Source organism: Nocardiopsis sp. NPDC006938, assembly GCF_042869555.1.
GTDB lineage: Bacteria > Actinomycetota > Actinomycetes > Streptosporangiales > Streptosporangiaceae > Nocardiopsis.
Genome location: NZ_JBIAGA010000016.1, coordinates 123982 through 149260, shown reverse-complemented (window position 1 = coordinate 149260; position 25279 = coordinate 123982). Strand labels below are relative to the sequence as shown.

Sequence of the window (25279 nt, the reverse complement as noted above, 5' to 3'; positions counted from 1 at the left end):
TTCAGGGCCAAGCACGGCACCGGGCCACCCCCCAGGACGACTGATGTGTTCGAGAGATGCGTGTCCCCCGGACTGGTAAAAACCCCCGCCGTCCGGGCGCCGCTTGCCGCTCTACGGCCAACCCGCTCTCCTGAACCCAGCACTCACGTGCACGTTTGTACCCCGCTGTGGTTGAGGGGGTTTGCGCCGTGCGGCTTACTACCGCACATGACTGAGGTTCGACCCCCGGGGGCTGGGGGACCGTGTCTTCAGCTGTGGGTCCGGGGTGGGACTCCCTGGGGTGCACGGTTCCACAAAGGTGTGACTGGTCGTGTACTGCGGCTTTGGTGATGGGTGCCTACGCCATGTCGTAAGCTGGAACGCACGAGTACTATGACGCGCTGCTACTGCTCAAGGTGGCAGCGCTTTTGAGTGTTGACGGACGGGTTGGATGACTGAGGACAGCCGATCGGGAGACCGCGAGGACTCCGGAGCACACGACCACAGCGGTAGCCGCTCCGGTGAGCCTGGCGGTCGCGGACGGGGAGACGAGTCCCGTTCCCGGTCTGGCTACAGGGGCTCTCGGGACGACAGGAGTGGGTCCCACGGAGGCGGCGATCGCCGTAACTTCCGAGGTGGCGACCGTCGCGACGACCGCGATGGTTACCGGGGTGGCTCCGGTGGTGGTCGTCGTGACGACCGTCAGGGCGGCTACCGGGGTGACCGGGACCGTCGTGACGATCGCCAGGGTGGTTCCGGGGACCGTGGTGGGGATCGCAGGGACAATCGCGACGACCGACGCGGTGGTTACCGGGGCGGACCCGGCGGCGACCGGGGAGGTTTCCGGGGTGACCGGGACCGTCGGGACGGGTCCGGGGATCGTGGTGGTTACCGGGGTGGCTCCGGTGGTGGTCGTCGTGACGATCGCCAGGGTGGTTCCAGGGATCGTGGTGGTTACCGTGGTGGGGATCGTAGGGATCGCGACGACCGACGCGGTGGTTACCGGGACCGGCAGGGCGGTGCGCGTGAGTTCGAGCGGCGGGACGACCGGGACCCGGCGGACATCGCTCCGCCGCTGCCCGACGAGGCCACCTTCGACCAGCTCGACAAGGACACCAAGCGCGACCTGCACTCGCTACCCAAGTCCCTGGCCGAGCTGGTGGGTAAGCACATCGTCGCCGCCGGCATCACCGTCGACGAGGACCCCGAGCGCGCCTACAAGCACGCCGCCTACGCGCGGAGGAAGGCTTCCCGCCTGCCCACCGTGCGAGAGGCCTCCGGCATCGCCGCCTACACGGTCGGCAAGTGGCAGGAAGCCCTGTCGGACCTGCGCGCGGCTCGCCGCATGAGTGGTCGGGACACCTTCCTCGCGATCATGGCCGACTGCGAGCGCGGGCTGGGCCGTCCCGAGCGGGCGCTGGAGATCACCAACGACCCTGCCGCCAAGGACCTGGACGCGGACGAGCGGATCGAGCTGCGGATCGTCGCGGCCGGAGCCCGCCGCGACATGGGCGATGTCAAGGCCGCCCTCGCCGAACTCCAGGTGCCCGAGCTCAAGGAGCGCAGGGCCCGCCCGTACGTGGCGCGCCTGTTCTACGCCTACGCCGACGTCCTGGAGGAGCTCGGCCGCAAGGAGGACGCCCGCGAGTACTTCGCGCGTGCCTCCTCCGTCGACCGCGAGGGCGTCACCGACGCCGACGAGCGGCTGGCCGCGATCGAGGGCGTCGAGCTGGTCGACAGCGACGTCGAGGACGGCGTGGTCTGGACCGATGTCGAGGAGGAGGCGGACGAGGCCGAGGCCTCCGCTCCGCGTGAGCGTCGCAGGGACCGCGACTGACCCGTGACGGGGCGCCGTCGGGTGGCCGAGAGCCACTCGGCGGCGCCGCCGTGTACCTGGGCGGGGTCCCCGAGCGGTACGACTCGGTGGTGTGCCTGACCTACCTGGGGGAACGCCCCCTCCTGGTACGGCACCGGAACCGGGCCTGGGAGTTCCCCGGCGGACACCGCGAACCCGGGGAGGACCTGGTCGCCACCGCCCGCCGTGAGGCACGGGAGGAAGCCGGGGCCACCCTAGGGCAGGTGACGCCACTGGGGTACTACGTGCTGTCCGGCGGGCACACCACGGTGGTCACGCACGCGCGGGTGGTCGCCCTGGAGCCCCTCAGCGGAGAGTTCGAGACCGTCGAGGTGCGGGCCTTCGACCAGCTCCCCCCGGAGGAGGAGCTGTCCTGGCCCGACGGCGTCTACGCGTACCTGCTGCGCAACCTCGAACTTCCCGGCGCCCGCTAGCCGGGCTTCCTGACGTGTGTGAGCTCGACCCCGAACGTCCTGTACCCGAGTCGGCGGTTGATGGCCAGCATCGGCCCGTTGTCCACGTGGTTCTGGGTGAAGGCGTGGGTGGCGCCGCGATCCCTGGCCGCGTGCAGTGCCGCGACCTTGGTGCGGGTGGCCAGGCCCCGCCCCCTGTACTCGCGGGCCGTTCCGGTCATCGCCGACCCCACCCGGGTGGCGCGGTCCGACGAGTACGCGGAGAACGACACCGGCGCACCCTGGTGCAGCATGACCATGCTGATGTCCAGGTCCGTGAGCGGGTTGTTCCACACCGCGTCGAGCCACTCCTCGTACGGCATGAACGCCTCGGAGGACTCACCGGGTTCGTCGGAGTCCGCGGCCCTGTCGAGTTCGAAGACGGGACGGGGGTCGGCGAGAGCGCTCAACGCGAGTAGCTCGAAGCCCTCCGGGGCGGGGACGCGGTCGGGCAGCGTGCCGAGGTCGAGCCCCAGGACCTCCGCCTCCCCCAGTGGTTCGTACCCCAGCTCCTCGGCCGCCCGGTGGAAGGACGTGCTCCCGTCCTGCCCGCTCACCGCTCGCAGGACGGTGGCACCCTCCGAGACCAGGCGGGCGTCCGACGCTTCGAGGAGCCGCTTGGGAAGATCGCCGTCGCGGTACGGTTCCGCGACGGCGACGAACAGGCTCCGGCCCGTGCGGGTCCCGTCGTGGGCGGTCTGGAGACGGCTCAGGACATGCCCGACCACGGTGTCGCCGTCCACGGCGACCAGTCGGACGTCCCGCGCCCCTGGGAGGGGGTGGGAGAGCCGCCACCGCAGGTGCTCCTCGGTGATGATCAGACAGGGCAGGGCCTTGTGGATGAGCGCGTAGGCACCGGCGGCCTCGGACGCGTGGATGACGCGGATCTGGGGGGTCATGCCGGGAGGCTACGCCGAGTGGTCGCGGGGCCGCACGTGGTTTTCCGGCCGCTCAGGCCCGCTCCTCCTCGGCCCGGCGTCGAGCCTCGGCCTGTTCCTGAGCGAGTCGGTCCAACCAGTGCACGATGCCGCTGACGTTGGCCTCCGGGCCGCTGAGTGTGTCCAGGACGGCCGCGGTCCCCGCGGAGGACTCGGGCGGAAGCGGCCGATAGCGGCTGATCACCTTGTCGCGCACCATCGCGATCGCGTGGTCGAGGTCCCCGCCCGTGTCCCGGGAGTCGCGGACGGTCTCCACCCACAGGCGGAGCTCGCTCTCGGCGCGGTCGATGGTCTCGGCGACGGCGTCGTGCGCGCCGAAGTGGGAGAACATGAGCCGCTGCGCGCCGATGTCGCCGAACAGGCGCAGGGTGCGCAGGCAGGCGTCCATGTCGAAGTCCGGCGGCGGGGTGGCCGGGCGTAGGTCCCCGGTGAGGGGGTTGTACACGCCCAGGGCGTCGCCGACGTACAGGTCGCCGGTCACGGTGTCCACCAGGCCCATGTGGTGCTTGGCGTGACCGGGGGCGTAGTGCGACACGAGCCTGCGGCCCGCGCCGAGGTCGATCTCGCCGGTCTCGGCGACCGAGCGGATGCGCGCCGCCTCGGTCGGGTGCATGTGGCCGAACAACGATTCCAGCCGGTCCCCCCACACCATCTTCGCGCTGGCCATCAGACGGCTCGGGTCGGCCAGGTGGCGGGCGCCGCGCTCGTGCACGACGATCTCCGCGTTCGGGAACAGGGCGGCCATGTCCCCGGTGCCGCCCGCGTGGTCCAGGTGGATGTGGGTGACCACGATGGTGGCCAGGTCCTCGGGGGCCAGGCCCAGGCGGATGACGGCGTCGCGCAGGACCGGGGCGGAACCGGCGGTGCCCACCTCGACGATGCAGGGCCTCTCGGTGCGGATGAGGTAGGCGGACACGACCCCCGGGTATCCGGCGAGCATCGTGTCGATCGCGTAGATCTCGTTCCCGAGCGGGGTGATCCCCTCGGGCAGACCGCTGACGTCCACGTCGTCGTGCACGGCGGGCACCCCTCTTCCTCAAGCGTCCTGTGGTCCGCCACGGACCGGTTCCGACTCTAGGACAAGGATGTCACGGCAGCTGACGGCGGGGTCGCGCGGTTGTCCACAGCCCCCGGATACCCCTTTCCCTCCGCCCGCGCCCGGGTCATCCTGGTACCAGCGCGCGCACCAGGCCCCTCCCGGAAAGGCTCGCTCCCGTGCTCGAACCCACTCCCGCCCCCACGTCGTCCAAGCCCGTCCACTCCACGTCCGGCGCGACCTCGGCGGTACCCGCGCGGTCCGCCGGATCGGTGCCGTCGCCCCGATCGCAGACCGACCGCCACCGCAACGAGGTCCTCGTGGTGGGGCGGGTCACCGCCGCGCCCCGCGAGCGCGAGCTCCCCAGCGGAGACCGGTTGGTGACCTGGCGGATCTGCGTGGCCCGCCCCGAGACGGCGGGGCACCCGCGTACCCGGGCCGACTCCGTGACTCTGGTGTCGTTCGACGCGCGGATGTGCGACGCCGTCGCCGCGTGGCGGGTCGGCGACCTCGTCCGGGTGACCGGTGGCCTGCGCCGTCGCGCCTGGCGCGGCTGGAACGGAATCCGCAGCGTGTTGGAGGTGGAGGCGGACTCCGCCTCGCGGGTGGGAGAGGCGGCAACGTGAGGGGGACTACCAGCCCAGGGCGGCGAGGGCCTCGGTTGAGGAGGTCCCCGCGGGGTCGATCGTCTCGTCCGCCCAGACCGCCGCGCACAGCGCGCGCAGGCCGTCAAGCCGGTCGCCGCTCCCGGAGATCCGGACCGCCCCCCGGGAGGCGGTGACCGTCCACCCCCCGCACTCGGTGCGCGCGGTGTCCCCGTCGACGCGGCGCACCGGGCCGGGATGGGCTTCGTTCATCCCCGACACGTTCCACGCCAGGTAACGGGGGCGCTGGTGGAGGGGCGCGGCCAGGGCGTCGCGCGCTGTGGCCACCCCGGACAACACCAGGAGTCCGGCGGCTCCGTGCACGGTGGCGCCCTCGATGTCGGTGTCCAGCCGGTCGCCCACGATGAGGGGGTTGCTCGCGCCGGTGCGCAGCATGCCCTCCTCGTGCAGGGGGCGCTGCGGCTTGCCCGCGACGATGGGTTCCACCCCGGTGGCGTGCGCGATCACCCGCACGAACGAGCCGTTCGCGGGGGTGACCCCCCATTCGGTGGGTGCGGTGGCGTCGGAGTTGCTGGCCACGTAGAGCGCGCCCCGGGACACGGCGAGCGTTCCCTGGTCGAGGAGGTCGCGGCTCATGGACCGGGAGTAGCCCTGGACGACCGCCACCACCTCGTCGGAGGCGACCGTGACGGGGCGCAGCCCCATCCGGCGCACGGCCTGGCGCAGCCCGGTGTCGCCGACCACGAGCACCTCGGAGCCTGCGGGGAAACGGGAGGAGACCAGGCGCGCCGCGGCCTCGGCCGAGGTGACGACGTCGTCGGGGGTCGCGGGAACGCCCAGCTGGGTGAGGTGTTCGGCGATACGGGCGGGGGTGCGTCCGGCGTTGTTGGTGACGAAGGCGACCCGGGCTCCGGCGGCGCGGGCCTTGCCGACCGCCTCGGGGGCGGCGGGCACGGCCGCGGGGCCGATGTAGACCACTCCGTCCAGGTCGAGGAGCATCGCGTCGTGGAGTTCGTTGAGCGGGCGGTCTGCTGCCTGCAGGGACATGGCGCGTGGTCCGATTCCGTGAGGAGGGAGAGGTCCCCTCCAGGCTAGGTCGCCGGGAGCTCGTCGCCGCCTGCGGCCCGGTGTGGGTTCGGTCGCAGCTCCGACGCCTGGCGGTGATCGACGAGCCACCCGGTGGCGAAGGCGACCGCCTGGGGGAGGGGGAACAGCCTGGCTGTCGCCGATCCCACACGTCCGACGGTCACCGCTCCGGTGGCCTCGAAGTCGGCACCCAGGGCGGGGAAGTCGCTTTCGTCGAGGGCGACGCCGGTGTAGGTGGTCCATCTCCGGTCGCCGTCCGGGGTGCGGATCGCGCAGGAGGATGTCGCCGTGGTTGGTCGGGGCACGCGGTACTCGGCGAGGTGGAAGGCGGTACAGGAGTCGTATCCGGTGCCCAGGAGCAGGACCCGTGCGTCGGCCTGTTCCAGCCGGGCGAGAGGGGAGGCTTCGCCGAGCGCGGACTCCAGGGGGTGCGGGTGCATGAGGTGTGCGGCTCGCGGGCCCAGCGCGGCGAAGGAGGTCTGCGGGTGGGGGCTGCGCACGGCGCCCGGCCAGGTGCGGACCCGTTCGGGCACGCGTCCCATGTAGGCGCTGGGGGTGAGCGCCGGGTCGAACGGGGGCGATTCGGCGCGGATGGTCTCCCACCAGGCTTGGGGGACGGGTGGGTTCTCCCAGCCGGAGGGGTCGGTGTTGTCCATGGTCTGGGTGGGGACCACGAGGTTGCCCGCGGGGCCGATCGCGTCGAGCAGGGCCCGCACCACGGTCTGGTCGCCGCCGCAGACCCAGCCCAGCGAGCGCAGCGAGGTGTGCACCAGGAGGGTGTCCCCGGGGGCCACGCCCAGATGGGTGAGGTGGAGGGTGAGGGAGGAGGCGGTGCGCGGACCGTCCGTCGGGGCGGGGGGTGTGGGCATGGCAGCGCTCCTGTGTTGACGGACACGGGGGACTGGGGACATGCTCGCAGTGTGTACGCGCGTGAGGCCAGTGCTGTCGTGGCGGACTGGAGCGATTTCCCGTTCGGCCGTAGGTCAAGCGGAGATAACGGCCCGCGTTGTCGCAGGTCGTGAAGCGTGAGCCCCACGCACGTGGGGATGGACCGACGTACAATGTCCGCACGGCCACCCTTGGCCGGTGAGCCCCACGCACGTGGGGATGGACCGGCGTCACCCTCGCGGACGCCTATTTCTGCGGTGTGAGCCCCACGCACGTGGGGATGGACCGGTGATCTCGCTCGGCAAGGCGTACGCAGGCGGGTGAGCCCCACGCACGTGGGGATGGACCGGTGTGGCCAGCGCGGCGGAGGTCCTCGATGAGGTGAGCCCCACGCACGTGGGGATGGACCGTACCAGCACGAACGGATGGACCTGCGCCACCCGTGAGCCCCACGCACGTGGGGATGGACCGGTTTCCAGGGTCATTACTTCCCCCTCCGCTGCGTGAGCCCCACGCACGTGGGGATGGACCGCCGCCACACAGGGGCTCACCGGCCCCTTGCGGGTGAGCCCCACGCACGTGGGGATGGACCGATGCCGTTCTTGTCGTAGCCCTCCGAGGCGCCGTGAGCCCCACGCACGTGGGGATGGACCGCCAGCGGACGCCGGGGGGAAGGCTCCCGGCGCGTGAGCCCCACGCACGTGGGGATGGACCGCCCGCCTCGCGGTGGCCTCCTGGACCAGCTGCGTGAGCCCCACGCACGTGGGGATGGACCGTCGACCGCCGACTCCGCAACGGAACCGCGATTGTGAGCCCCACGCACGTGGGGATGGACCGGGTTGATCATGAAGAACGCTCTCCGCCGCGTGGTGAGCCCCACGCACGTGGGGATGGACCGACGTCAGGATGTGCAGGGATGCCGACGTCACCGTGAGCCCCACGCACGTGGGGATGGACCGAAGAAAGCGTCCCCCGCACCGGCGGGACCGAGTGAGCCCCACGCACGTGGGGATGGACCGTTGGCGTTCGTGTAGGTCGACTCAGGGCCTCCGTGAGCCCCACGCACGTGGGGATGGACCGACCACGATCATGTCCGCCGCCCGCACCGTGTGGTGAGCCCCACGCACGTGGGGATGGACCTCCCTCATTGCTACCCGCGACGCTGCCGAGGACGTGAGCCCCACGCACGTGGGGATGGACCGGAACGCCAGGGCGGTCCGCACCGCTGGGCGCTGTGAGCCCCACGCACGTGGGGATGGACCGACGCGGCGCTCTCGCGGGCGCACGCCTCTGGGGTGAGCCCCACGCACGTGGGGATGGACCGATCTCCTCGGCCACGGCGACGCTGCGGTGCTTGTGAGCCCCACGCACGTGGGGATGGACCGATGCCCAACGCCCGGCACTGAGACGCGAGTAGGTGAGCCCCACGCACGTGGGGATGGACCGCGCCTGTGGACCTGGAACCGGCCCGCTGGCACGTGAGCCCCACGCACGTGGGGATGGACCGACCGTCCACGCGAACATCAGTTCAAACACCGGTGAGCCCCACGCACGTGGGGATGGACCGAGGAATACCTTGCCCGCTGGTTGGTCGGGCAGGTGAGCCCCACGCACGTGGGGATGGACCGGCGATGTGGCGTGCCGAGCAGATCGGTCTGCCGTGAGCCCCACGCACGTGGGGATGGACCGACCGTCGATCATCGCCCGGATGGGGGTGAGCAGTGAGCCCCACGCACGTGGGGATGGACCGCGGAGGGCAGCCGCACGGATTGCCGTTGTCTTGTGAGCCCCACGCACGTGGGGATGGACCGGGCTACGAAATGACCTCGCGCACCAACCCCGAGTGAGCCCCACGCACGTGGGGATGGACCGGCCTGGAGCAGGGTGCGGGCGGCGGGGCCGGTGTGAGCCCCACGCACGTGGGGATGGACCGGAACACCCGTGGACACCACCCGCACCCGGCCGGTGAGCCCCACGCACGTGGGGATGGACCGTCAGTTCGCTAGTTCGCTAGCGAACTGCTTGCGTGAGCCCCACGCACGTGGGGATGGACCGGCAGTAGGGGCCGAACTCCTCGTGCGAGACGCGTGAGCCCCACGCACGTGGGGATGGACCGTGTTCAACGCCGACGGCGAACTCGCCCGTGACGTGAGCCCCACGCACGTGGGGATGGACCGCCCTCGCCGTGGGAGCGCTCAGACAGGTTCTCGTGAGCCCCACGCACGTGGGGATGGACCGTTTTCGCGGGGAAGCGGCTCTGGCAGCGGCGAGTGAGCCCCACGCACGTGGGGATGGACCGGAAACTACGCCAACGGCGACGGTGTATACGAAGTGAGCCCCACGCACGTGGGGATGGACCGTGGTCAAAGACCCTCTGCGAAATCACCACGGGGTGAGCCCCACGCACGTGGGGATGGACCGTGCTCGGACGAATCTGAAATTTCTTTGAGCGCGTGAGCCCCACGCACGTGGGGATGGACCGGGGTTGACCCTGCCACGTACGGTCTCCAGCCTGTGAGCCCCACGCACGTGGGGATGGACCGTCCTTCGGGGCCGCGTTCGACGTGAAGATCGTGTGAGCCCCACGCACGTGGGGATGGACCTTCTGAGGTTTTGAGGTTCTTAGATCAGCTGGGTGAGCCCCACGCACGTGGGGATGGACCGGCCCGCCAGGGCGGTGAGACCCGATGACCACCGTGAGCCCCACGCACGTGGGGATGGACCGTTCGCCCAGTTGTCCGCGACCAGGCGGCCGTTGTGAGCCCCACGCACGTGGGGATGGACCGCGCTCAGTCACCGCGACGCAGAACCGGTCACGGTGAGCCCCACGCACGTGGGGATGGACCAGGACCGCCCGCACCGGGCCGTCCCCGGCCCGTGTGAGCCCCACGCACGTGGGGATGGACCGATTTTACGCTCCCGATCGGGGTCGCACACGGCGTGAGCCCCACGCACGTGGGGATGGACCGCCGACCCACGCGTTCTCGGACGTCAACGTGGGGTGAGCCCCACGCACGTGGGGATGGACCGAGCCAGCACGACCGGGCGCTCGCACAGCTGCGGTGAGCCCCACGCACGTGGGGATGGACCGAGCCAGCACGACCGGGCGCTCGCACAGCTGCGGTGAGCCCCACGCACGTGGGGATGGACCGGTGCCGCTGTCCTGGCCCGCGGCCGAGGCCGGGTGAGCCCCACGCACGTGGGGATGGACCGCGCGCCGAACCTTCGACGCCGAGGTCGAACTAGTGAGCCCCACGCACGTGGGGATGGACCGTCGCCCTTCGGGTCGTGGTGGTCGTCGGCCGCGTGAGCCCCACGCACGTGGGGATGGACCGCCAGAGCACGTTTTCCCACCCGGGGTCGGGACGTGAGCCCCACGCACGTGGGGATGGACCTTGAGCGTCGGCACCGGGCGCGCGAGCGCTCCGTGAGCCCCACGCACGTGGGGATGGACCGTGGACGGACGGCACCCGCCCGGCCGTCGTGCCGTGAGCCCCACGCACGTGGGGATGGACCGGGCATCCAGTCGCGTCGGCGGTACCAGATCAGTGAGCCCCACGCACGTGGGGATGGACCGGAAGGTCTGGCACATGAGGTTCCCGAAGAAGCGTGAGCCCCACGCACGTGGGGATGGACCGGCACATTGATGGGACTTGCGGTCGGAGGCCCCGTGAGCCCCACGCACGTGGGGATGGACCGCTGTTCCGCGACCTGGTCGACGGTGAACACCCGTGAGCCCCACGCACGTGGGGATGGACCGGTGTGCAGGCCGGGGTTGGTCTTCCATGCGTCGTGAGCCCCACGCACGTGGGGATGGACCGACCACCCCGGCCGAGGTCGACCCCGCCCAGGCGTGAGCCCCACGCACGTGGGGATGGACCGAAGCGCGGCGGGGCGCGGGAGACCGTGAAGACGTGAGCCCCACGCACGTGGGGATGGACCGATTTCGATGTCTTCGGAGAAGCCCGGCCAGTGGTGAGCCCCACGCACGTGGGGATGGACCGTTCGCGGCGCGCGACCTGGACCGGGTCCGGGCGTGAGCCCCACGCACGTGGGGATGGACCGCCGCTACTCCAAGCACCAGCACTCCCACGGGAGTGAGCCCCACGCACGTGGGGATGGACCGCTTGCGCTCGCGTGCCCGGCTGAACACCTGAGCGGTAGTGGAGATGATGGTCGCGATCACTAAGCCCACTCGGCGACTTCCATTAGGCGTTTCAGTGCATCGCCTAGGCATGACATATGAAGCCTAGGCGGTACACTTCCGTATGAGCTTCGCAGACGACCACATCGCCGCCATCACCGCTGCTCTGGCCAGCATCGATGATGCCGCCGACCGTGCACGCACAGCCGGAGACATGCTCACCCACGTCCCCGGTCTACAGCGCGCACTACGCGAAGTGCGACAGGAAGCCGTCCAGGCGATGCGCGCCGACGGGCTCTCGCACGCAGACGTCGCCGCAGAGCTCGGCATCAGCCGGTCTCGCGCCCAGGGCATCGCTGAAGGCAAGACGACCGCCGCGCGCAAGAAGGCGGAATGACGACAAGCCTCGCCCCATCAAGGGTGACCCCCACGTACGTGGGGGTGGACCGGGGCCGGAAGTTGGTGGGTCCGGGAGGCGCAACTCCTGACCCCCGCCACCACATGCCCTCACGGATGTCGTCTCGGCGTCTGGGCCCGCGCGCTCTCCGAAGGGGAGCCGCACGGGAGTTCGTGAGTTCCGTCCGGGGGTAGTGGGCAGACGCTTACTGGGAGTCCTGCTTGCGGCGCTCGATCTCCTCCAGCTCGCGCTTGTTCTCCTCGTGCTGCTCCGCCCCCTCGTGGAGAAGGCGACGGGCATGCTCCTTAATGCTCTCTTCAGCCACGGCCATCGTTCTCTCTTCCTGACATCCGCCCACTCCACAGCTGCGGTTCGCCATCGCGACGTCCAGCGCATCCGAGGTGTCACAGATGTTGGTCGGCTCGGTCCCGTCATCCTCGCGCCGAGTGCCGATCCACATGGTCGGCGTTGATTCCCTGACGGTACGGAGAGTGGCACCGGAGCTATGGACACAAGACGTGTCACCTCCCAGAACCAAGCCTGAGAACTGCCACGCTTCGTGGCATCGCTGCTGGTCAGCCAGTGACACCGAGGAACTCCGCGATCTCCCGCTCCTGCCGAGACCACTCGGCGCCTGGGCCTTCAATCCGAGCATGATCTCCGTGGTCCGCTCCACGTTCCGCAGCCGCGGGTGCGCGGACACCTGGACCAGGGCGTACCTCTGCTGTGTGTTCCCCGTGGCTGCCTTTGTCGCGGCCGAATCTCGTCCACCGTCGACAGCGTGACATCCGGTCGGCCAGACACCAGTTCGTTCTGCATCCCGTTCATCAGCGCCGTGGCAGCACCGTAACCACTGGCCAGGTGCGGACATCGGAACTCCCCACCTGTGCGCATCGTGTCGGCGGCCCTACCCTGAGCCCCATGAGTCTCGATGACGCGGTGACCGCAGCCAGAGCCAAACAGGAGCAACAAGCACAGAGCCCGGGGCTCCGAGTAGACCAAGAAGTTGAGATTCAGGAGCTTGCGCGGGAGGCCGTGAAACGTCTACGCGTAGCCCCACGGTCGGAGCAATTCGTGCAGGTGCGCGCCGGGGCAATGTTCGCCGACTATCTCTACGAACGCCGGGGCTTTAAGGCCGTCCGTCAAGAGCGGTGCTGGGTACTGAGCACCGGCACGGCTAGCCGCACCCCCACCACCTGGGCAGCCCCCAGCTGCGTTCTGATCCTGGAAAGCGGAGAGGTGGGCCGTATCTACCGGGAGAAGGTCTTCGAGCGCGATCTCCCGGGCGAGTTCATCACAGAACTACCGTTGGCTCCGCTTCCTTCCGATGATCCATTCTTCGGTGGCCCCGGAGGATCTCACGCGTCTCGCGTCGGTGTTCTGAAGGAGAAGCTGGCGGAGGCTATCGTCACCTACGGGGCAGCGTAGAAAGCCGCGAGGTGGCGGGTTCGGCCACCGGTGAACCCACCTTCTTCAAGTCCAGCTAAGGTCCCAACGGCTCGAACTGTGTCGAGATAGCCGACACCCCCACCGCCACCCTCGTGCGAGACGCGCAGAACCGAGGCCTCGGCCATCTCGACATCACCAGATGCCAATGTTCCGCGCTCATCCGCACCTGCCGCTGACACAACTAGAGACCCACCCGCCACACGCACCACAGACTTGAAGATGCATGGACTCCAGCCCGGCGCGCCCCACGTCAGCACACGCCCGCAACGTCTCATCAGTGGTCATGGTGTTGCTCTCTGTCAGATCATCATCACCACGGGTGCCCGAACCGGTCGTCTCGTCAGACCCACGCACGTGGGGATGGACCGGGGACTCACAGCTTCGTGCGCGACCCCAACGGCCAGCTGATCTCCATGGTGGCTTGGTGCGGCGACGAGCGCTTCCACTGCACACCCTGTGCGGTAGGAACTCGACAACCACACCTACGCGGCTCGTGACCCCATCAACAACACCGACCCCACCGGGCTTCAAACTTCTTTGCCGGATGCCCTCTACGCAGGTTTCACTATCTAGGGAGCAAAAGTCGGAGTTTCCATGTACGTCCTGGCTATTGCCGGGCCCGTTGGTGCCATCTCCACGGGAGTCCTGGTAGTCGGCGGTCTCGCCTGCGCAGGGTACTGGATGTATCATCAGCCATAAATAGGCGCATTAAATAGCAAGCGCTCTGTGGTATTGTCCCGAAAAGACAAAAGTATCATCAAAGTGCTAGGAAAGAGGCGAGTCGCCCGGGTGGTGCTCGGGCGGCTCGGGAGGGTGCATGCTTCATATTATCGCAGCAGCTCTACTGGCCCTTGGGGCCGTGTTTCTCTTGAGGCTAATGGTCGTTGGGAAATCGCCGCGTAACGCTTCCGCCTTGGAGAGATTTGCAATACTAGCACTATTTATTGGAGTGCTTGCCTTTGTCTTGGCGTCGATTCTCTTGGGTGATCTCTTTTGAGTTCTCCGAAGGGCTGAAAGAGGTGATCAATGGTTTCGTGCTCGGACTCCTCACTGTGAGAGTGGCCTTCTCATTCGCTGCCACCCCCTGGGGTTCGTGGCGGCAATCGGCGCTGGGCTTGCGGTGATTAGTCAAGTCCGAGCAATCGACCGGGCCTGTGGTGGCCGAATCGCGGCTAGCATGTCAACTTCAGTCGAATTGGCTGCCATGTCCGTTCTGCGGATGTGGCGACCTGATTGCTCGATGAACGCAGGGAGGAATAATGTCAACGATGCGACATCAGAATATATATCTTCTGGTCGTGATTGCGGGCATATCAGTTCTCTTCTTTGTGCTGGTGTCGCGGCAGGGTTCGGGTTATGGATCGGCTGCTCTAGCCACGATCGCACTGTTGGCCATTTCCCTTTTCGCGGGATTTCTCTACTGGGTCATAAAGAAGATCGTCGGTGGTGGGAGGAATTCGTCTGCTGAAAAATAACTCTCGGCGGTAGGGGGTCGGGCCCAGTTTCCGGGCCTCTGCCTGCTCAAATCCGCGCGTTTGCTGTCAGCTCGGAATCCCACGCCGTGTACTCCTCCATCGGCGTCATGGTGAGCCCCATGCACGTGGGGATGGGCGCCGCTACATGTCCGACCCCGGCTGGTACCTGCGTCATATCGTCGACCCATGACCTCACCAGCGGGTGCGGGAGTTGCTGACGAGGTGAACGAGGATGCTTGCGGTGTCTACCAAGGCACCCAGCCCCCCAGTCGGAGCAGAGGTCCCCGCCCGAGGCGGTCGTGTGCTTCCTGGGTGAGATCGACGCGTCGGTGGCGTTGGGGCGTAAGGGCGCGCGGAATCTGATCGGCGGTTTCCGCACTGAGGCGGGATGGGCCGCGCGCCCCTAGGATCGTCACACATTGTAGTCGAAGTAAACGGATCGTGACGAAGTGTCAGTAAAAGCCCTGATCATAGGCTCCCGCGGCTCCCAACTCGCCAAGGCCATGGTCCGCGAATTCATCACCCCCCTGTCCGCTGCCAACCCCGATCAGGTCTTCAAGCAGCGCACCATCTTGACCACCGGTGACAAGGACCGGGTCTCCAGCCTCCAGGCCCTCGGCAAGTCCATGGTGAGCGTCTTCGCGACCCAGGTCGAAGAGGCCCTCCTCCGAGGCGAAGTCGACATCGCCGTCCACTCCCTCAAAGACCTGCCCACCGCACCCACCCCCGGCACCCTGCTCGCCATCACCCCCGCCCGGGAGGACCCCCGCGACGCTCTCACCGGAACCCCTTGGGAAGACCTGCCGCACGGAGCCCGGATCGGCACCAGCTCCACTCGGCGCGTCGCCCAGCTCAAGAACCTGCGCCCCGACGTCGGTACCGTCCCGATCCGTGGCAACGTGCCACCGAGGCTCCGCACAGCGCGCGAACTCGGCCTCCAGGGGTGCTTGCTCGCTTCCTCGGGCCTTCGCCGCCTGGGCATGGCCGACGAGATCGGCACCGACATGGACCCGGCCCTGTATCCGCCCTCTCCCGCCCAAGGAATCCTCGGTATCCAGATCCGGGAAGCCGACAGCCACCTCCTCGAACTCCTCAGCCCGCTCCACGACCCCGACTCCCACGCCGAAGCCACCGCCGAACGCTCCCTCCTCGCCGAACTCCACGGCGGATGCTCCGTACCCGTCGGCGCCCTGGCCCGCGTCGCCGACGACCTCCTGCGCCTGGACGCGCAGGTCACCAGCCCAGACGGCACCCGCACAGTGCGGGCCAGCACCACCGGCCCCGCCACCACTGCCCGCGAACTCGGCGAACAGCTCGCGCGCACGCTCCTCGACCAAGGAGCTGAAGAGCTTCTGTCCCAGGTCAGGGCAACTCCGCCCGGCTGGGAGAACGCTTGACCGTCCCGCCCGGGGCATCCGCCGTCGACGAGAACCCGTGAGCGGCCCCGTCCCCGAGGCCGACGTGCGCGCACGGGGGTGGGGGTGGCCTGTATCGGTCATGGCCTGAGTCGGCGGAACGGTTGAGGTCCCGCAGCCAGGAGAGCAACGTGGAGGGGGTCGGACCACTTCCAGGAATCAGGGGTTCACCTTGTCACTTCGCTCCCGGTTGGTGTCAGTCGTCGGCGCGGTCGTTGTCGGGCTCGGCGTGAGCATGGCTTCCGCGCAGCCCGCGGCGGCTGATCCGCAGGACTGTGTGGACGTGCTCAGGTCCTATCTGGACAGGGTCACGGAGGACCACAAACAGGCCTGTCGGCTCGGAGGGGGGATCGGGGGCGGGACCGGTGCGTGCCAGTCGCAGCTCCGCGACCTCGGTGTGTCCGAGTGGTTGGTGCGGGAGGCGTGCGCGGCCGCCTAGCCCGCGCACCCTCGGGCGTCGTCCAGGACGCGCATGACCAGGCCGGTGCGGGGTTTGGGGCCGAAGGACGTCGACTTGCGGGGGGTCAGCTCCCCGCGGTCGGCGACCGCGTACACCTGTTCCACCCGCATCGGCGGCACGATCACCGCGGTGCCCTTCTCGTCGCGCGCGGCGGCCGCCGCCTCGGCGGGGTCGTCGTGCACCATCCGCACCCTCTCCTCGGGGTAGAGCCACAGCGGCATCAACACCTCGTGCAGGGCCGCGGTGGCCAGGTGGCGCCACTCGGGTGAACGGTCGGGCATGGCTCGGCGGAGCGCGGCCTCGCTGAACCCGCTGAGCAGGTGGGTGTCGCCCTCACCGGAGACCACCAGCAGGGCGGGGGCGGCGACGTCGGCCAGCAGGGCCGGGTCGGCCCCCGCGACGTGTTCGACCGTGGCGACCGTCGCGGCGGCGGCGAGGGCCTCGGCCGTGTCCAGGCCGGGTAGCACCCGGTGGATGGCGCCGAGCTGCGGCGGGTGGGTGTCGCTGTCCACGAGCAGGGCCAACCCGTGGTCCCAGCCCGGGCCGCCGATCTCCCGGCGCAGCTGACGGTAGGCGGCGTAGCGGTGGTGGCCGTCGGCGATCAGGGCGGAGCGTCCGGCCAGGTCGTCGGCCACACGGCGCAGGGTGGCGGGGTCGGTGACGGCCCACAGCCGGTGTTCGGAGCCGTCCCGCGTCCGTGTGGACACCAGGGGCGCCTGGGTGGTGACCTCCTCGGTGGTGGCGGAGGCCGCCCCGCCTCCGCCCCGGTACACCAGGAAGATGGGTTCGAGGTTGGCGCGGGCCACCTCCATGAGGCGGAACCGGTCCCGTACCGGGGGTTCGGCCACGTCCTCGTGCGGGCGCACGGCCGGGGTGGAGGTCCCCTCGTCGGGGAGCCCGAGGGCGCCCACGAGGCCGCGCTGCACCCGGCCCTGGGGGGTGACCTGTTCGTACACGTACAGCGCCGGTTCCTCGTCGCGTGCGAGCACCCCGTCCGTGATCCAGCTGCGCAGGAGGTCGGCGGCGGCCCGGTAGCGCCGGGAGTCGGGGTCGTCCGGCGCGTGCCGGGAGAGTTCGAAGGGGAGTGTGACCCTTGCCGCGTTGTGCGGGTCGGAGCGTTGGAGTTCGCGGGCCTCGTCCGCGTCGGGCATGTCGTAGGGCGGCGCCAGCAGCCGGGCGATGTCGAAGACACCGTCGATGAAGCGGTCGACGTCGGGGGCCGCGTAGCGCAGGCCGTGGAAGGGGGCCAGGACGAGTGGTTGGCGAGGCATCCCAGCAAGGTACCCGCCGCAGGTGACGGCCGCTGCCTTCCGCGGCCGGCTCAGAGCACGCGTCGCAGGCGGAGCATGTCGCTGAGGGTGGCGTCGACCTTCAGGCGCCGGGTGAGCAGTGCCACCGCCGGTTCGAGTCGGTCCTCGGCCAGGGCCACCAGGTCGCCGCTGGAGACGGTCACCCGGACCTGCGGGGTGCCGGAGCGCTCGTCGAGCCCGCGGGCGGTGACGTCGCTGAGTCCGTCCACGGTCAGACGCATGTCGAAGGCGGTCTCCAGGTCGGGGACGACCACGCGCACCGTGCGTTCGCGGATGTGCGCGCGGCGGCGCTCCAAGGGCTGGGCGAGGATGCGCTCGTTCGCCCGGGCGATGCCGTCCAGGCACGCGTCGATGCTGCTCATGGGCTCATGATGCCCTATATGGCGGGTGTGCCCGGGGCGGCGGCCTCGGGAGCCCCTGCGCGTGGAGTTTCGGGAGGGGCGGTCGGGCTCCGCTGTTTGCGTGTCAGGCGCGTGCCGGTCCCGGTAGCGTTGACGTCGAACCCCCCGGAGCACGAGGCCCCTCCCTCCCCGCGCCCACTTTCGTCCCCTTCCCTCCTGCGGTCCCTTCAAGGAGCACGTCATCATGGTCGTCGACGCGGTACGCACCTATCTGGACGCCGCCAATGGCCTCACCGAACTCTCGCGCAAGCAGGCCGTGGCGGCCGCCAAGACGCTGTTGCGCGCCAACGGGGCGACGCCCGCTCCCTCGGTCCCCGACGGTGAGGCTCCGCCGAGGGTGGGGCAGAGCATCCAGGCCCTGGCGAGTGAGCTGATCGAGACCAGCCAGGCCAACCGCGCGGCCGTGGCCGAGCTGGTGCGCGCCGAGGTCCGGGGCGCGCTGGAGCAGATGGACATGGTGCCGCGCGCCGAGCACGAACGCGTGGTGCGCCGGGTGGCGGAGCTGGAGCGCCGGATGGCCGCCCGGCACGCGGTGGAGCGGGTGCTGGAGCCGAGGGGCGGCGCCTCCTCGGAGCTGCCCGACGGTGGGAAGGCCCCCTCCGGGAGGGTGCGCGCTCCCGAAGCCGAGACCCGGGCCGCCGAGGTGGCCGACGTCGCGGACGGGGCGGCGCCGGTCGTGGAGCCGGAGCGGGCCGCCGCCCCGGTGGAGGGTGAGACCTCCGAGACCGGTCGGGAGGACCCGGCGTCCGCCAAGGGCGACCCCTCATCCGAGGAGACCGCGCCGGTGGCGGACGGCGCCGCCGGGGGCGCCGGGGACGCCGACCCGGCTGAGGGAGCGCGGGCCGACACCCCGGCCGGGAGTGGTGCGGGGCGTGCCAAGGCCAAGGCTCCCGCCCGGGCCACCCGGCCGCGTTCGACCGCCAAGCGCACCACCAAGGGCAAGGGCGCCAAGAAGTAGGGTCCGTTGCGGGCGCCGGTGCGTCGGCGCCCGCGGAGCGGTGTCCGGGTGAAGGGACGGGGAGCGATGGACGCGAGTGAGCAGGCCGAGGCGTTGGCCGAGCAGACCCTCGGAGCGACGCGGGAGCGGTTGGCGGCGTTGGACGAACTGCCCACCCACGAGCACGTGGAGGTCTTCGACACGCTCCAACGGGAGCTGTCGGGCGTCCTGGGCGCGCTGGGGCACAACACCCGGGGTGCCCGATAGTGCGCGTGACGGCCGGTACCCTAGGTGACCATGGCAAAACGTAGTCGGCTCGACGCGGAACTGGTCCGCCGAGGCCACGCACGCTCCCGGGGGCACGCGGCCGAGCTGATCGAGGACGGCGTCGTCCTGGTCGCCGGGATGGTCGCGACCAAGGCCGCGACCCAGATCGGCACCGACCAGCCCGTGGTGGTGCGTACGCGTTCCGAGGAACCGGCGTACGTCTCGCGGGGCGCGCACAAGCTCGTCGGGGCGCTGGACGCCTTCGACCTGGACGTCAAGGGGAGGCGCGCCCTGGACGCGGGGGCCTCCACCGGGGGTTTCACCGACGTCCTGTTGCGGCGCGGGGTGGCGCACGTCACGGCGGTCGACGTCGGTTACGGCCAGTTGGCCTGGTCGCTGCGCAGCGACGACCGCGTGCGGGTGATGGAGCGGGTCAACGTCCGTGAGCTGACCCCGGAGGCGCTCGGCGAGCCCCGTCCCGACCTGGTGGTCGGCGACCTCTCCTTCATCTCCCTCAAGCTGGTGCTGGGCGCCCTGCGCGCGTCGGCGGCCCCTGACGCCGACTTCTCGATGATGGTCAAACCCCAGTTCGAGGTGGGCAAGGAGCGTGTGGGCGCGGGGGGTGTGGTCCGCGAACCCGCGCTGCGTGCCGAGGCCGTCTCCGACGTGGCCGCGCACGCCCTCACGCTGGGTTTGGGCGTGGTCGGTGTGACCGCGAGCCCCCTTCCGGGGCCTTCGGGCAACGTCGAGTACTTCCTCTGGATGCGGGCCGGGGCACCGCCTCTGGACCCCTCCGCGGTGGAGCGGGCGATCGAGGAGGGGCCGTCCTGAGGGGCGTGGCCTCCTGTCGCAGGAGTCCGGTAGCGTGACCCGGCCGGGTGCGGTCGAGCACTCGGCCTGTACCAGGCTTCCCACGGGGAGCGAACGTAAGGGGACGGCGATGACCAGCGGACGCAGCGTTCTCCTGCTGGCCCACACCGGTCGGCCCGCGGCCGTGCGCAGCGCCCAGTTGGTGCACGCGCGCCTGAGCGCGGCGGGGTTGACCGTCCGGATGCTCAAGAGCGAGGTCGAGGAGCTGGCCGAGGCGGGTTGTCCGCTGTCCCCGGTGGAGCCGGTCGGTGTGGCGGGGGCCGCCGAGGGCGTCGAGCTGGTCATGGTGCTCGGCGGGGACGGAACCCTGCTGCGCGCCGCCGAGCTGGCCCGGCCGGCCGGTGCGCCGCTGCTGGGTGTGAACCTGGGCCACGTCGGTTTCCTGGCGGAGGCCGAGCGCGAGGACCTGGGCGCCACGGTGAGCAGTGTCGTGAACCGCGACTACGTGGTCGAGGAGCGGATGACGCTCGACGTGGCCGTGTTCAACGGCGGTCGGGGCGACGGCGCTCCGCCGGTGCGTTCGTGGGCGCTGAACGAGGCGACCCTGGAGAAGGCCGACTCGCGGCGCATGCTGGAGATGGTCCTGGAGGTGGACGGGCGGCCCCTGTCGAGCTGGGGCTGTGACGGCGTGGTGTGCGCGACCCCCACGGGTTCGACGGCTCACGCCTTCTCCGCCGGGGGGCCGGTGGTGTGGCCGGACGTCGACGCGCTGCTGGTCGTGCCGATCAGCGCGCACGCCCTGTTCGCCCGGCCGCTGGTGGTCGGGCCGGAGGCGACGGTGGCGCTGGAGGTGCTGCCGGACACCACGCCGGGCGTGCTGTGGTGCGACGGACGGCGTATGGTCGAATTGCCCGTGGGAGCACGAATCGAGATCACCCGTGCCGATACGCCGGTCCGGCTGGCACGGTTGCACCGTGCGCCGTTCACCGACCGGCTGGTGGCCAAGTTCGGCCTCCCGGTCACGGGATGGCGGGGACGGGCCGCGCACGGCCGCTGATCCAGCGCCGTCGCATGCAAGGGCGTCAACTATCAGGAGAGGGATCGGTGCTCGAAGAAGTCCGAATCCAAGGCCTCGGTGTCATCGACGACGCCGTGTTGGAACTGTCACCGGGTCTGACGGTCGTCACCGGTGAGACCGGCGCGGGCAAGACCATGGTCGTCACCGGGCTGGGACTGCTCTTCGGTGGACGCGCCGACCCCCAGCGGGTGCGCCCGGGGGCCGATCGCGCCGTGGTCGAGGGCCGTTTGACGGTGCCCCGGGGCGGCCGGGTGGCCGATCGGGTCCTGGAGGCGGGGGGCGACATCGACGACGACGTCCTGATCCTCACCCGCGCGGTGTCGGCGGAGGGCAGGTCGCGGGCGACCATGGGCGGCCGTTCGGCGCCGGTGAGCCTGCTGGCCTACCTGGCCGACGACCTGGTGGCCGTGCACGGGCAGTCCGACCAGCAGCGCCTGCTGCGCGCGGACCGTCAGCGCTCGTCGTTGGACCGGTTCGCCGGGGACGACCTGGCGCGGGCGATGAAGCGTTACACGGCGGCCTACCGGCGCCACCGTGAGGTCTCCGCCGAGTTGGACGAGTTGGTGGAGCGGGCGCGTGAGCGCGCCCAGGAGGCCGACATGCTGCGGTTCGGGGTGGAGGAGATCTCCGCGGTCGAGCCCCAGCCGGGTGAGGACGCCGAGCTGTTGGCGGAGGAGACCCGCTTGGCGCACGCCGACGGTCTGCGGGTGGCCTCGACCACCGCGCACGAGGCGCTCACGGGCGATCCGGCCGCCGCCGACGTCCAGGCCGACGTGGTGGGGCTGTTGTCGGCGGCCCGCCAGGCGGTGGGGGCGGTTCGTGAGCACGACGCGGAGCTGGCCGCCATCGGTGACCGTCTTGACGAGGCGTCCTACATCCTCACGGACGCGGCCACGGAGCTGGCCTCCTACGCGGAGTCGGTGGACGCCGACCCGGCCCGGCTGGCCGTGGTCCAGGAGCGGCGGGCCCTGTTGACGCAGCTCTCCCGTAAGTACGGGGAGACCACGGACCAGGTACTCGCCTGGGCGGAGTCGGCGGCCAAGCGCCTGGGGGAGCTGGACGGCGACGACGAGCGGATCGACGGGTTGCGCGCGGAGGCCGAGGAGCTGTACGCGAGCATGGACGAGGCGGCGGCCGAGCTGACCGCCGTGCGCTCCGGGGCGGCCGAGCGGTTCGGCGCGGCGGTCACCGAGGAGCTCAAGGCGTTGGCGATGCCGCACGCCCGGGTGAGCGTGCGCATCACCACGGGGGAGGAGTTCGGGGCGCACGGGCGCGACGAGGTCGAGCTCCTGTTGGCCCCGCACCCGAGTTCCCCGCCGTTGGCCCTGCACAAGGGGGCCTCCGGGGGTGAGCTGTCGCGGGTGATGCTGGCGATCGAGGTGGTGTTCGCCGGGGCGGACCCGGTGCCCACGTTCGTGTTCGACGAGGTGGACGCCGGGGTCGGGGGCAAGGCCGCGGTGGAGATCGGTCGGCGCCTGGCCCGGCTGGCCCGGTTGGCGCAGGTGATCGTGGTCACGCACCTGCCGCAGGTGGCGGCGTTCGCCGACGCGCACCTGGTGGTGGAGAAGTCCACCGAGGGTTTGGTGACCGAGAGCGGTGTGGTGCGGTTGGACCGGGACGGTCGGGTGCGTGAGCTCTCGCGCATGTTGGCGGGTCTGGAGGACTCCGAGCTGGGGCGCGCCCACGCGGAGGAGCTGATGGTCAACGCCGATCCGGACCGGGCCTACCCGGCCGGATGACCCGGGTGGGCGGGGTCCGGCTTCCGTGGTGTCCGCGCCGGGGGGGGGTGCGGGCACCACTGGTGTGACGGCATGGGCTGTTTTGCCCTGAAAACGCCGTCCGTCCGCCTGTTGTTACTCAGCGTTATCGAGTTCTGACAGTATGCCACCGATGAAGGTATCGGATGCGCTCAGAGCCACAATGCGATTCCGCCGTTCCCGGGCGGAAGCCCCCTTCGGGCTGGTCGCGCCCGTCCGCTCGGACCGCCGCACCAAGAACCTGACCAAACGGCTGCGCCCGGGCGACATCGCGGTGATCGACCACGTCGACCTGGACCGGGTCAGCGCCGAGGCCCTGGTGGGCTGCGGCGTCTCGGCCGTGCTCAACGTCGCCCGCAGTATCAGCGGACGCTACCCCAACCAGGGGCCCGAGATGATCGTGGCCGCCGGTATCCCCCTGGTGGACGACGTCGACCCCGAGATCCTCACGCGCGTGCGCGACGGCGAGCGGCTCCGCCTGGAGGGGGCCACCCTCTACCGGGGCGACGAGGTCGTCGCGCGGGGCACACGCCAGGACAAGGAGAGCGTGGCCTCCGCCATGGCCCTGGCCCGCGCCGGGCTCGCCACCCAGCTGGAGGCGTTCGCGGCCAACACCATGGCCTACCTCCAGCGCGAACGCGACCTGCTGCTGGACGGGATCGGCATCCCCGTGATCGGCACCTCCATGGAGGGCCGACACGTCCTGATCGTGGTGCGCGGGTACCACTACCGCGAGGACATCGTTGCCCTGCGGCCCTACATCCGCGAGTTCCGGCCGGTGATCATCGGTGTGGACGGCGGGGCCGACGCCGTCATGGAGGCCGGGTACCGGCCCGACATCATCGTCGGGGACTTCGACTCCGTCTCCGACCAGGCGTTGTGCAGCGGCGCCGAACTCGTGGTGCACGCCTACCGCGACGGCCGCGCCCCCGGGCTGCAACGCCTGACCGACCTGGGCCACGAGGCGGTGGTCTTCCCCGCGACCGGCACCAGTGAGGACGTCGCGATGATGCTCGCCGACGGCTCGGGCGCCAGCCTCATCGTCGCGGTCGGCACCCACGCCACCCTGGAGGAGTTCCTCGACAAGGGGCGCTCCGGCATGGCCAGCACCTTCCTCACCCGGCTGAGGGTCGGCGGGAAGCTGGTGGACGCCAAAGGTGTGAGCCGGCTCTACCGCTCCCGCATCTCTCCGTGGGCACTCCTGGGCCTGGTGGCCGCGTGCCTGCTCACCATCCTGGTCGCCGCCTACAGCTCGCCGGCCGGGCAGGTCTATCTCACCTTTCTCGCGGCGCGCTGGGACGCGTTCGTCTACTGGATGACGGGGCTGTTCACGTGATCGACTTCCGCTATCACCTCGTGTCCATCATCGCGGTGTTCCTCGCGCTCACCGTGGGTCTGGTCCTGGGCACCACGATGCTCCAGGACCCGCTGCTCAACACGCTCCAGTCCGAGACCGCCGACCTACGGGGCCAGAGCGAGGAGCTGCGCGCCGAGCGCGACGACTCCGAACGGCTCAACGCGGGGGCCGACCAGTTCACCGACGCGGTCGCCGCCGACGTCCTGGAGGACCGTCTGCTCGACCGGGAGGTCGTCATGGTGTCGGCGCCCGGTGCCGACGAGGAGGTCGTGCGGGCCCTGGGGGAGCGGGTCGAGGAGGCGGGCGGCGCGGTGGTCGGCACGCTGTTGTTCGAGGAGGCCCTCCTGGAGGGGGGCAGCGCCACCTTCATCGACGAGCTCGCGCTCCAGGTCGCGGGCGACCCCGGCGATCTCTCCGGCAACCCCTACGACAAGGCTGGAACCGTGCTCGGCCGTGCGCTGGCCGCACCGTCGGCGCCGGAGGAGGCGCCGGAGGGGCAGGACGGGGACGGCGGGGGCTCCGAGGACGAGGACCAGAGCGAGGACGGGGACGGGAACGGGTCCGGGGAGGACTCCGGCGCCTCCTCGGACGAGGACTCCGGGGAGGAGGCCAACGGCCACGACGCCGCCGCGGTCCTGTCCGCCTTCACCGAGGGCGGTCTGCTCGCCGTGGAGGGCTCTCCGGCCGCGGCCGCCGACACGGTGGTCGTGGTGGCCCCGGCCGCCAACGCCCCCGAGGAGGACCAGGAGCGCGTCAACACCGCCCTGACCAGCCTCACCGCCGCGCTGCACCAGCAGGTCGGGCCCACGGTCCTGGCGGGCGGCACCGACTCCGGGCGTCCCGGAGGGCCGGTGGCGCAGGCCCGCGCACAGGAGCGCCCCCACGCCACCGTCGACGTGGTCGGCCGCCCCACCGGCGACGTGATCACCGTCCTGGCCCTGGCCGACTCCCTCAACGGCGACGGCGCCGCCTACGGGCTCGGGGACGGCGTGGTCGGGTTCCTGCCCGACCCGCTGCCAGGACCGATCGGACCCGCCTCCACGGAGGCCGGAGCCGAGGCCGACGCCGAGACGGGTACCGAGACCCGCGTCGAGGACGAGGCCCGCCGCCGGGCGCCCAGGAGCGGGGAGTGAGGCCCGCGCGCAGCGACGCGAAGGCGGGCCCGAGCCCGGCCTCGCCGGGC

At 70.6% G+C, this 25279-nt stretch carries 22 protein-coding genes, 1 pseudogene and 1 CRISPR repeat array; of the genes and pseudogenes, 15 read left to right on the top strand and 8 right to left on the bottom strand.

The genetic code is table 11. The features are described 5' to 3' along the window. Nucleotides 1-370: 370 nt before the first annotated feature. Nucleotides 371-1111 carry a hypothetical protein gene (locus ACFYL4_RS22170; RefSeq protein WP_387520541.1) on the bottom strand — a complete coding sequence of 247 codons (741 nt, stop codon included), beginning with the start codon at nt 1109-1111 and terminating at the stop codon, nt 371-373. A 27-nt stretch (nt 1112-1138) separates the two neighbouring features. Here ACFYL4_RS22170 and ACFYL4_RS22165 point away from each other — a divergent pair, with 27 nt between their 5' ends. After that, a complete protein-coding gene (locus ACFYL4_RS22165) occupies nt 1139-1816 on the top strand; it encodes a tetratricopeptide repeat protein (RefSeq protein ID WP_387520538.1) in 678 nt (225 codons plus the stop codon). Nucleotides 1817-1866: 50 nt separating this feature from the next. Further along, nucleotides 1867-2268, top strand: a complete 402-nt coding sequence (locus ACFYL4_RS22160) for an NUDIX domain-containing protein (RefSeq protein WP_387520535.1) — start codon at nt 1867-1869, stop codon at nt 2266-2268. Here ACFYL4_RS22160 and ACFYL4_RS22155 read toward each other — a convergent pair. Then, on the bottom strand, nt 2265-3185 hold the full coding sequence (locus ACFYL4_RS22155) for a GNAT family N-acetyltransferase (RefSeq protein ID WP_387520533.1): 921 nt from the start codon (nt 3183-3185) through the stop codon (nt 2265-2267). The genes ACFYL4_RS22160 and ACFYL4_RS22155 overlap by 4 nt on opposite strands. 52 nt (nt 3186-3237) lie before the next feature. After that, entirely contained in the window at nt 3238-4242 is a 1005-nt protein-coding gene (locus ACFYL4_RS22150; RefSeq protein ID WP_387520555.1) for an MBL fold metallo-hydrolase, read from the bottom strand. A 197-nt stretch (nt 4243-4439) separates the two neighbouring features. On the opposite strand from ACFYL4_RS22150, the gene ACFYL4_RS22145 reads away from it, so the two are divergent. Next, nucleotides 4440-4886 (top strand): single-stranded DNA-binding protein, encoded by a 447-nt coding sequence (locus ACFYL4_RS22145; RefSeq protein ID WP_387520530.1) that lies wholly within the window; start codon nt 4440-4442, stop codon nt 4884-4886. Nucleotides 4887-4892: 6 nt separating this feature from the next. Here the strand turns inward: ACFYL4_RS22145 and ACFYL4_RS22140 are convergent, their stop codons facing one another. Next, nucleotides 4893-5912 carry an HAD-IIA family hydrolase gene (locus tag ACFYL4_RS22140; RefSeq protein ID WP_387520528.1) on the bottom strand — a complete coding sequence of 340 codons (1020 nt, stop codon included), beginning with the start codon at nt 5910-5912 and terminating at the stop codon, nt 4893-4895. Nucleotides 5913-5956: 44 nt separating this feature from the next. After that, a complete protein-coding gene (locus ACFYL4_RS22135; RefSeq protein ID WP_387520526.1) occupies nt 5957-6820 on the bottom strand; it encodes an aminoglycoside N(3)-acetyltransferase in 864 nt (287 codons plus the stop codon). A gap of 156 nt (nt 6821-6976) precedes the next feature. Next, a CRISPR array of direct repeats spans nt 6977-10965; the repeat unit is 29 nt; unit sequence GTGAGCCCCACGCACGTGGGGATGGACCG. Between the two features lie 142 nt (nt 10966-11107). On the opposite strand from ACFYL4_RS22135, the gene ACFYL4_RS22130 reads away from it, so the two are divergent. Continuing rightward, a complete protein-coding gene (locus ACFYL4_RS22130; protein ID WP_387520523.1) occupies nt 11108-11380 on the top strand; it encodes a hypothetical protein in 273 nt (90 codons plus the stop codon). A 205-nt stretch (nt 11381-11585) separates the two neighbouring features. On the opposite strand, the gene ACFYL4_RS22125 is transcribed toward ACFYL4_RS22130, so the two are convergent. Then, a complete protein-coding gene (locus ACFYL4_RS22125; protein WP_357769906.1) occupies nt 11586-11711 on the bottom strand; it encodes a hypothetical protein in 126 nt (41 codons plus the stop codon). Between the two features lie 590 nt (nt 11712-12301). Between ACFYL4_RS22125 and ACFYL4_RS22120 the strand changes: the two genes are divergently transcribed. The 4 genes and pseudogenes from ACFYL4_RS22120 (at nt 12302) to ACFYL4_RS22105 (ending at nt 16158) form a co-directional block, all read left to right on the top strand. Then, complete coding sequence (locus tag ACFYL4_RS22120) at nt 12302-12808, top strand: hypothetical protein (protein ID WP_387520520.1); 507 nt, start codon at nt 12302-12304, stop codon at nt 12806-12808. 74 nt (nt 12809-12882) lie between these two features. After that, a pseudogene (locus ACFYL4_RS22115) lies at nt 12883-13005 on the top strand (DUF397 domain-containing protein); the annotation flags it as partial. Between the two features lie 1748 nt (nt 13006-14753). Then, on the top strand, nt 14754-15701 hold the full coding sequence (gene hemC / locus ACFYL4_RS22110) for a hydroxymethylbilane synthase (RefSeq protein WP_387520518.1): 948 nt from the start codon (nt 14754-14756) through the stop codon (nt 15699-15701). A 253-nt stretch (nt 15702-15954) separates the two neighbouring features. Further along, entirely contained in the window at nt 15955-16158 is a 204-nt protein-coding gene (locus ACFYL4_RS22105; RefSeq protein WP_357764006.1) for a hypothetical protein, read from the top strand. Here the strand turns inward: ACFYL4_RS22105 and ACFYL4_RS22100 are convergent. Beyond that, nucleotides 16155-17450 carry a DUF1015 domain-containing protein gene (locus tag ACFYL4_RS22100; RefSeq protein WP_387520516.1) on the bottom strand — a complete coding sequence of 432 codons (1296 nt, stop codon included), beginning with the start codon at nt 17448-17450 and terminating at the stop codon, nt 16155-16157. The two genes, ACFYL4_RS22105 and ACFYL4_RS22100, sit on opposite strands and share 4 nt — an antisense overlap. Nucleotides 17451-17500: 50 nt before the next feature. After that, the gene (locus ACFYL4_RS22095) at nt 17501-17851 is read right to left on the bottom strand and encodes an SCP2 sterol-binding domain-containing protein (protein WP_357764012.1); all 351 of its coding nucleotides are present in this window, start codon (nt 17849-17851) and stop codon (nt 17501-17503) included. A 223-nt stretch (nt 17852-18074) separates the two neighbouring features. Between ACFYL4_RS22095 and ACFYL4_RS22090 the strand changes: the two genes are divergently transcribed. From ACFYL4_RS22090 to ACFYL4_RS22060, 7 genes are all read left to right on the top strand, one after another. Next, nucleotides 18075-18848, top strand: coding sequence for a membrane fusogenic activity family protein (locus ACFYL4_RS22090; RefSeq protein ID WP_357764016.1), 774 nt, complete (start codon nt 18075-18077; stop codon nt 18846-18848). A gap of 66 nt (nt 18849-18914) precedes the next feature. Beyond that, nucleotides 18915-19094 (top strand): hypothetical protein, encoded by a 180-nt coding sequence (locus tag ACFYL4_RS22085; RefSeq protein ID WP_387520514.1) that lies wholly within the window; start codon nt 18915-18917, stop codon nt 19092-19094. A gap of 30 nt (nt 19095-19124) precedes the next feature. After that, a complete protein-coding gene (locus ACFYL4_RS22080; protein WP_357764021.1) occupies nt 19125-19925 on the top strand; it encodes a TlyA family RNA methyltransferase in 801 nt (266 codons plus the stop codon). A 109-nt stretch (nt 19926-20034) separates the two neighbouring features. Further along, on the top strand, nt 20035-20961 hold the full coding sequence (locus ACFYL4_RS22075) for an NAD kinase (RefSeq protein ID WP_357764023.1): 927 nt from the start codon (nt 20035-20037) through the stop codon (nt 20959-20961). Nucleotides 20962-21008: 47 nt separating this feature from the next. Next, a complete protein-coding gene (gene recN / locus ACFYL4_RS22070; protein ID WP_387520510.1) occupies nt 21009-22721 on the top strand; it encodes a DNA repair protein RecN in 1713 nt (570 codons plus the stop codon). A gap of 181 nt (nt 22722-22902) precedes the next feature. Then, on the top strand, nt 22903-24075 hold the full coding sequence (steA, locus tag ACFYL4_RS22065; protein ID WP_357764029.1) for a putative cytokinetic ring protein SteA: 1173 nt from the start codon (nt 22903-22905) through the stop codon (nt 24073-24075). After that, entirely contained in the window at nt 24072-25229 is a 1158-nt protein-coding gene (locus ACFYL4_RS22060; RefSeq protein WP_357764032.1) for a copper transporter, read from the top strand. Before steA ends, ACFYL4_RS22060 begins: the two co-directional genes overlap by 4 nt. The last annotated feature ends 50 nt before the right edge of the window (nt 25230-25279 follow it).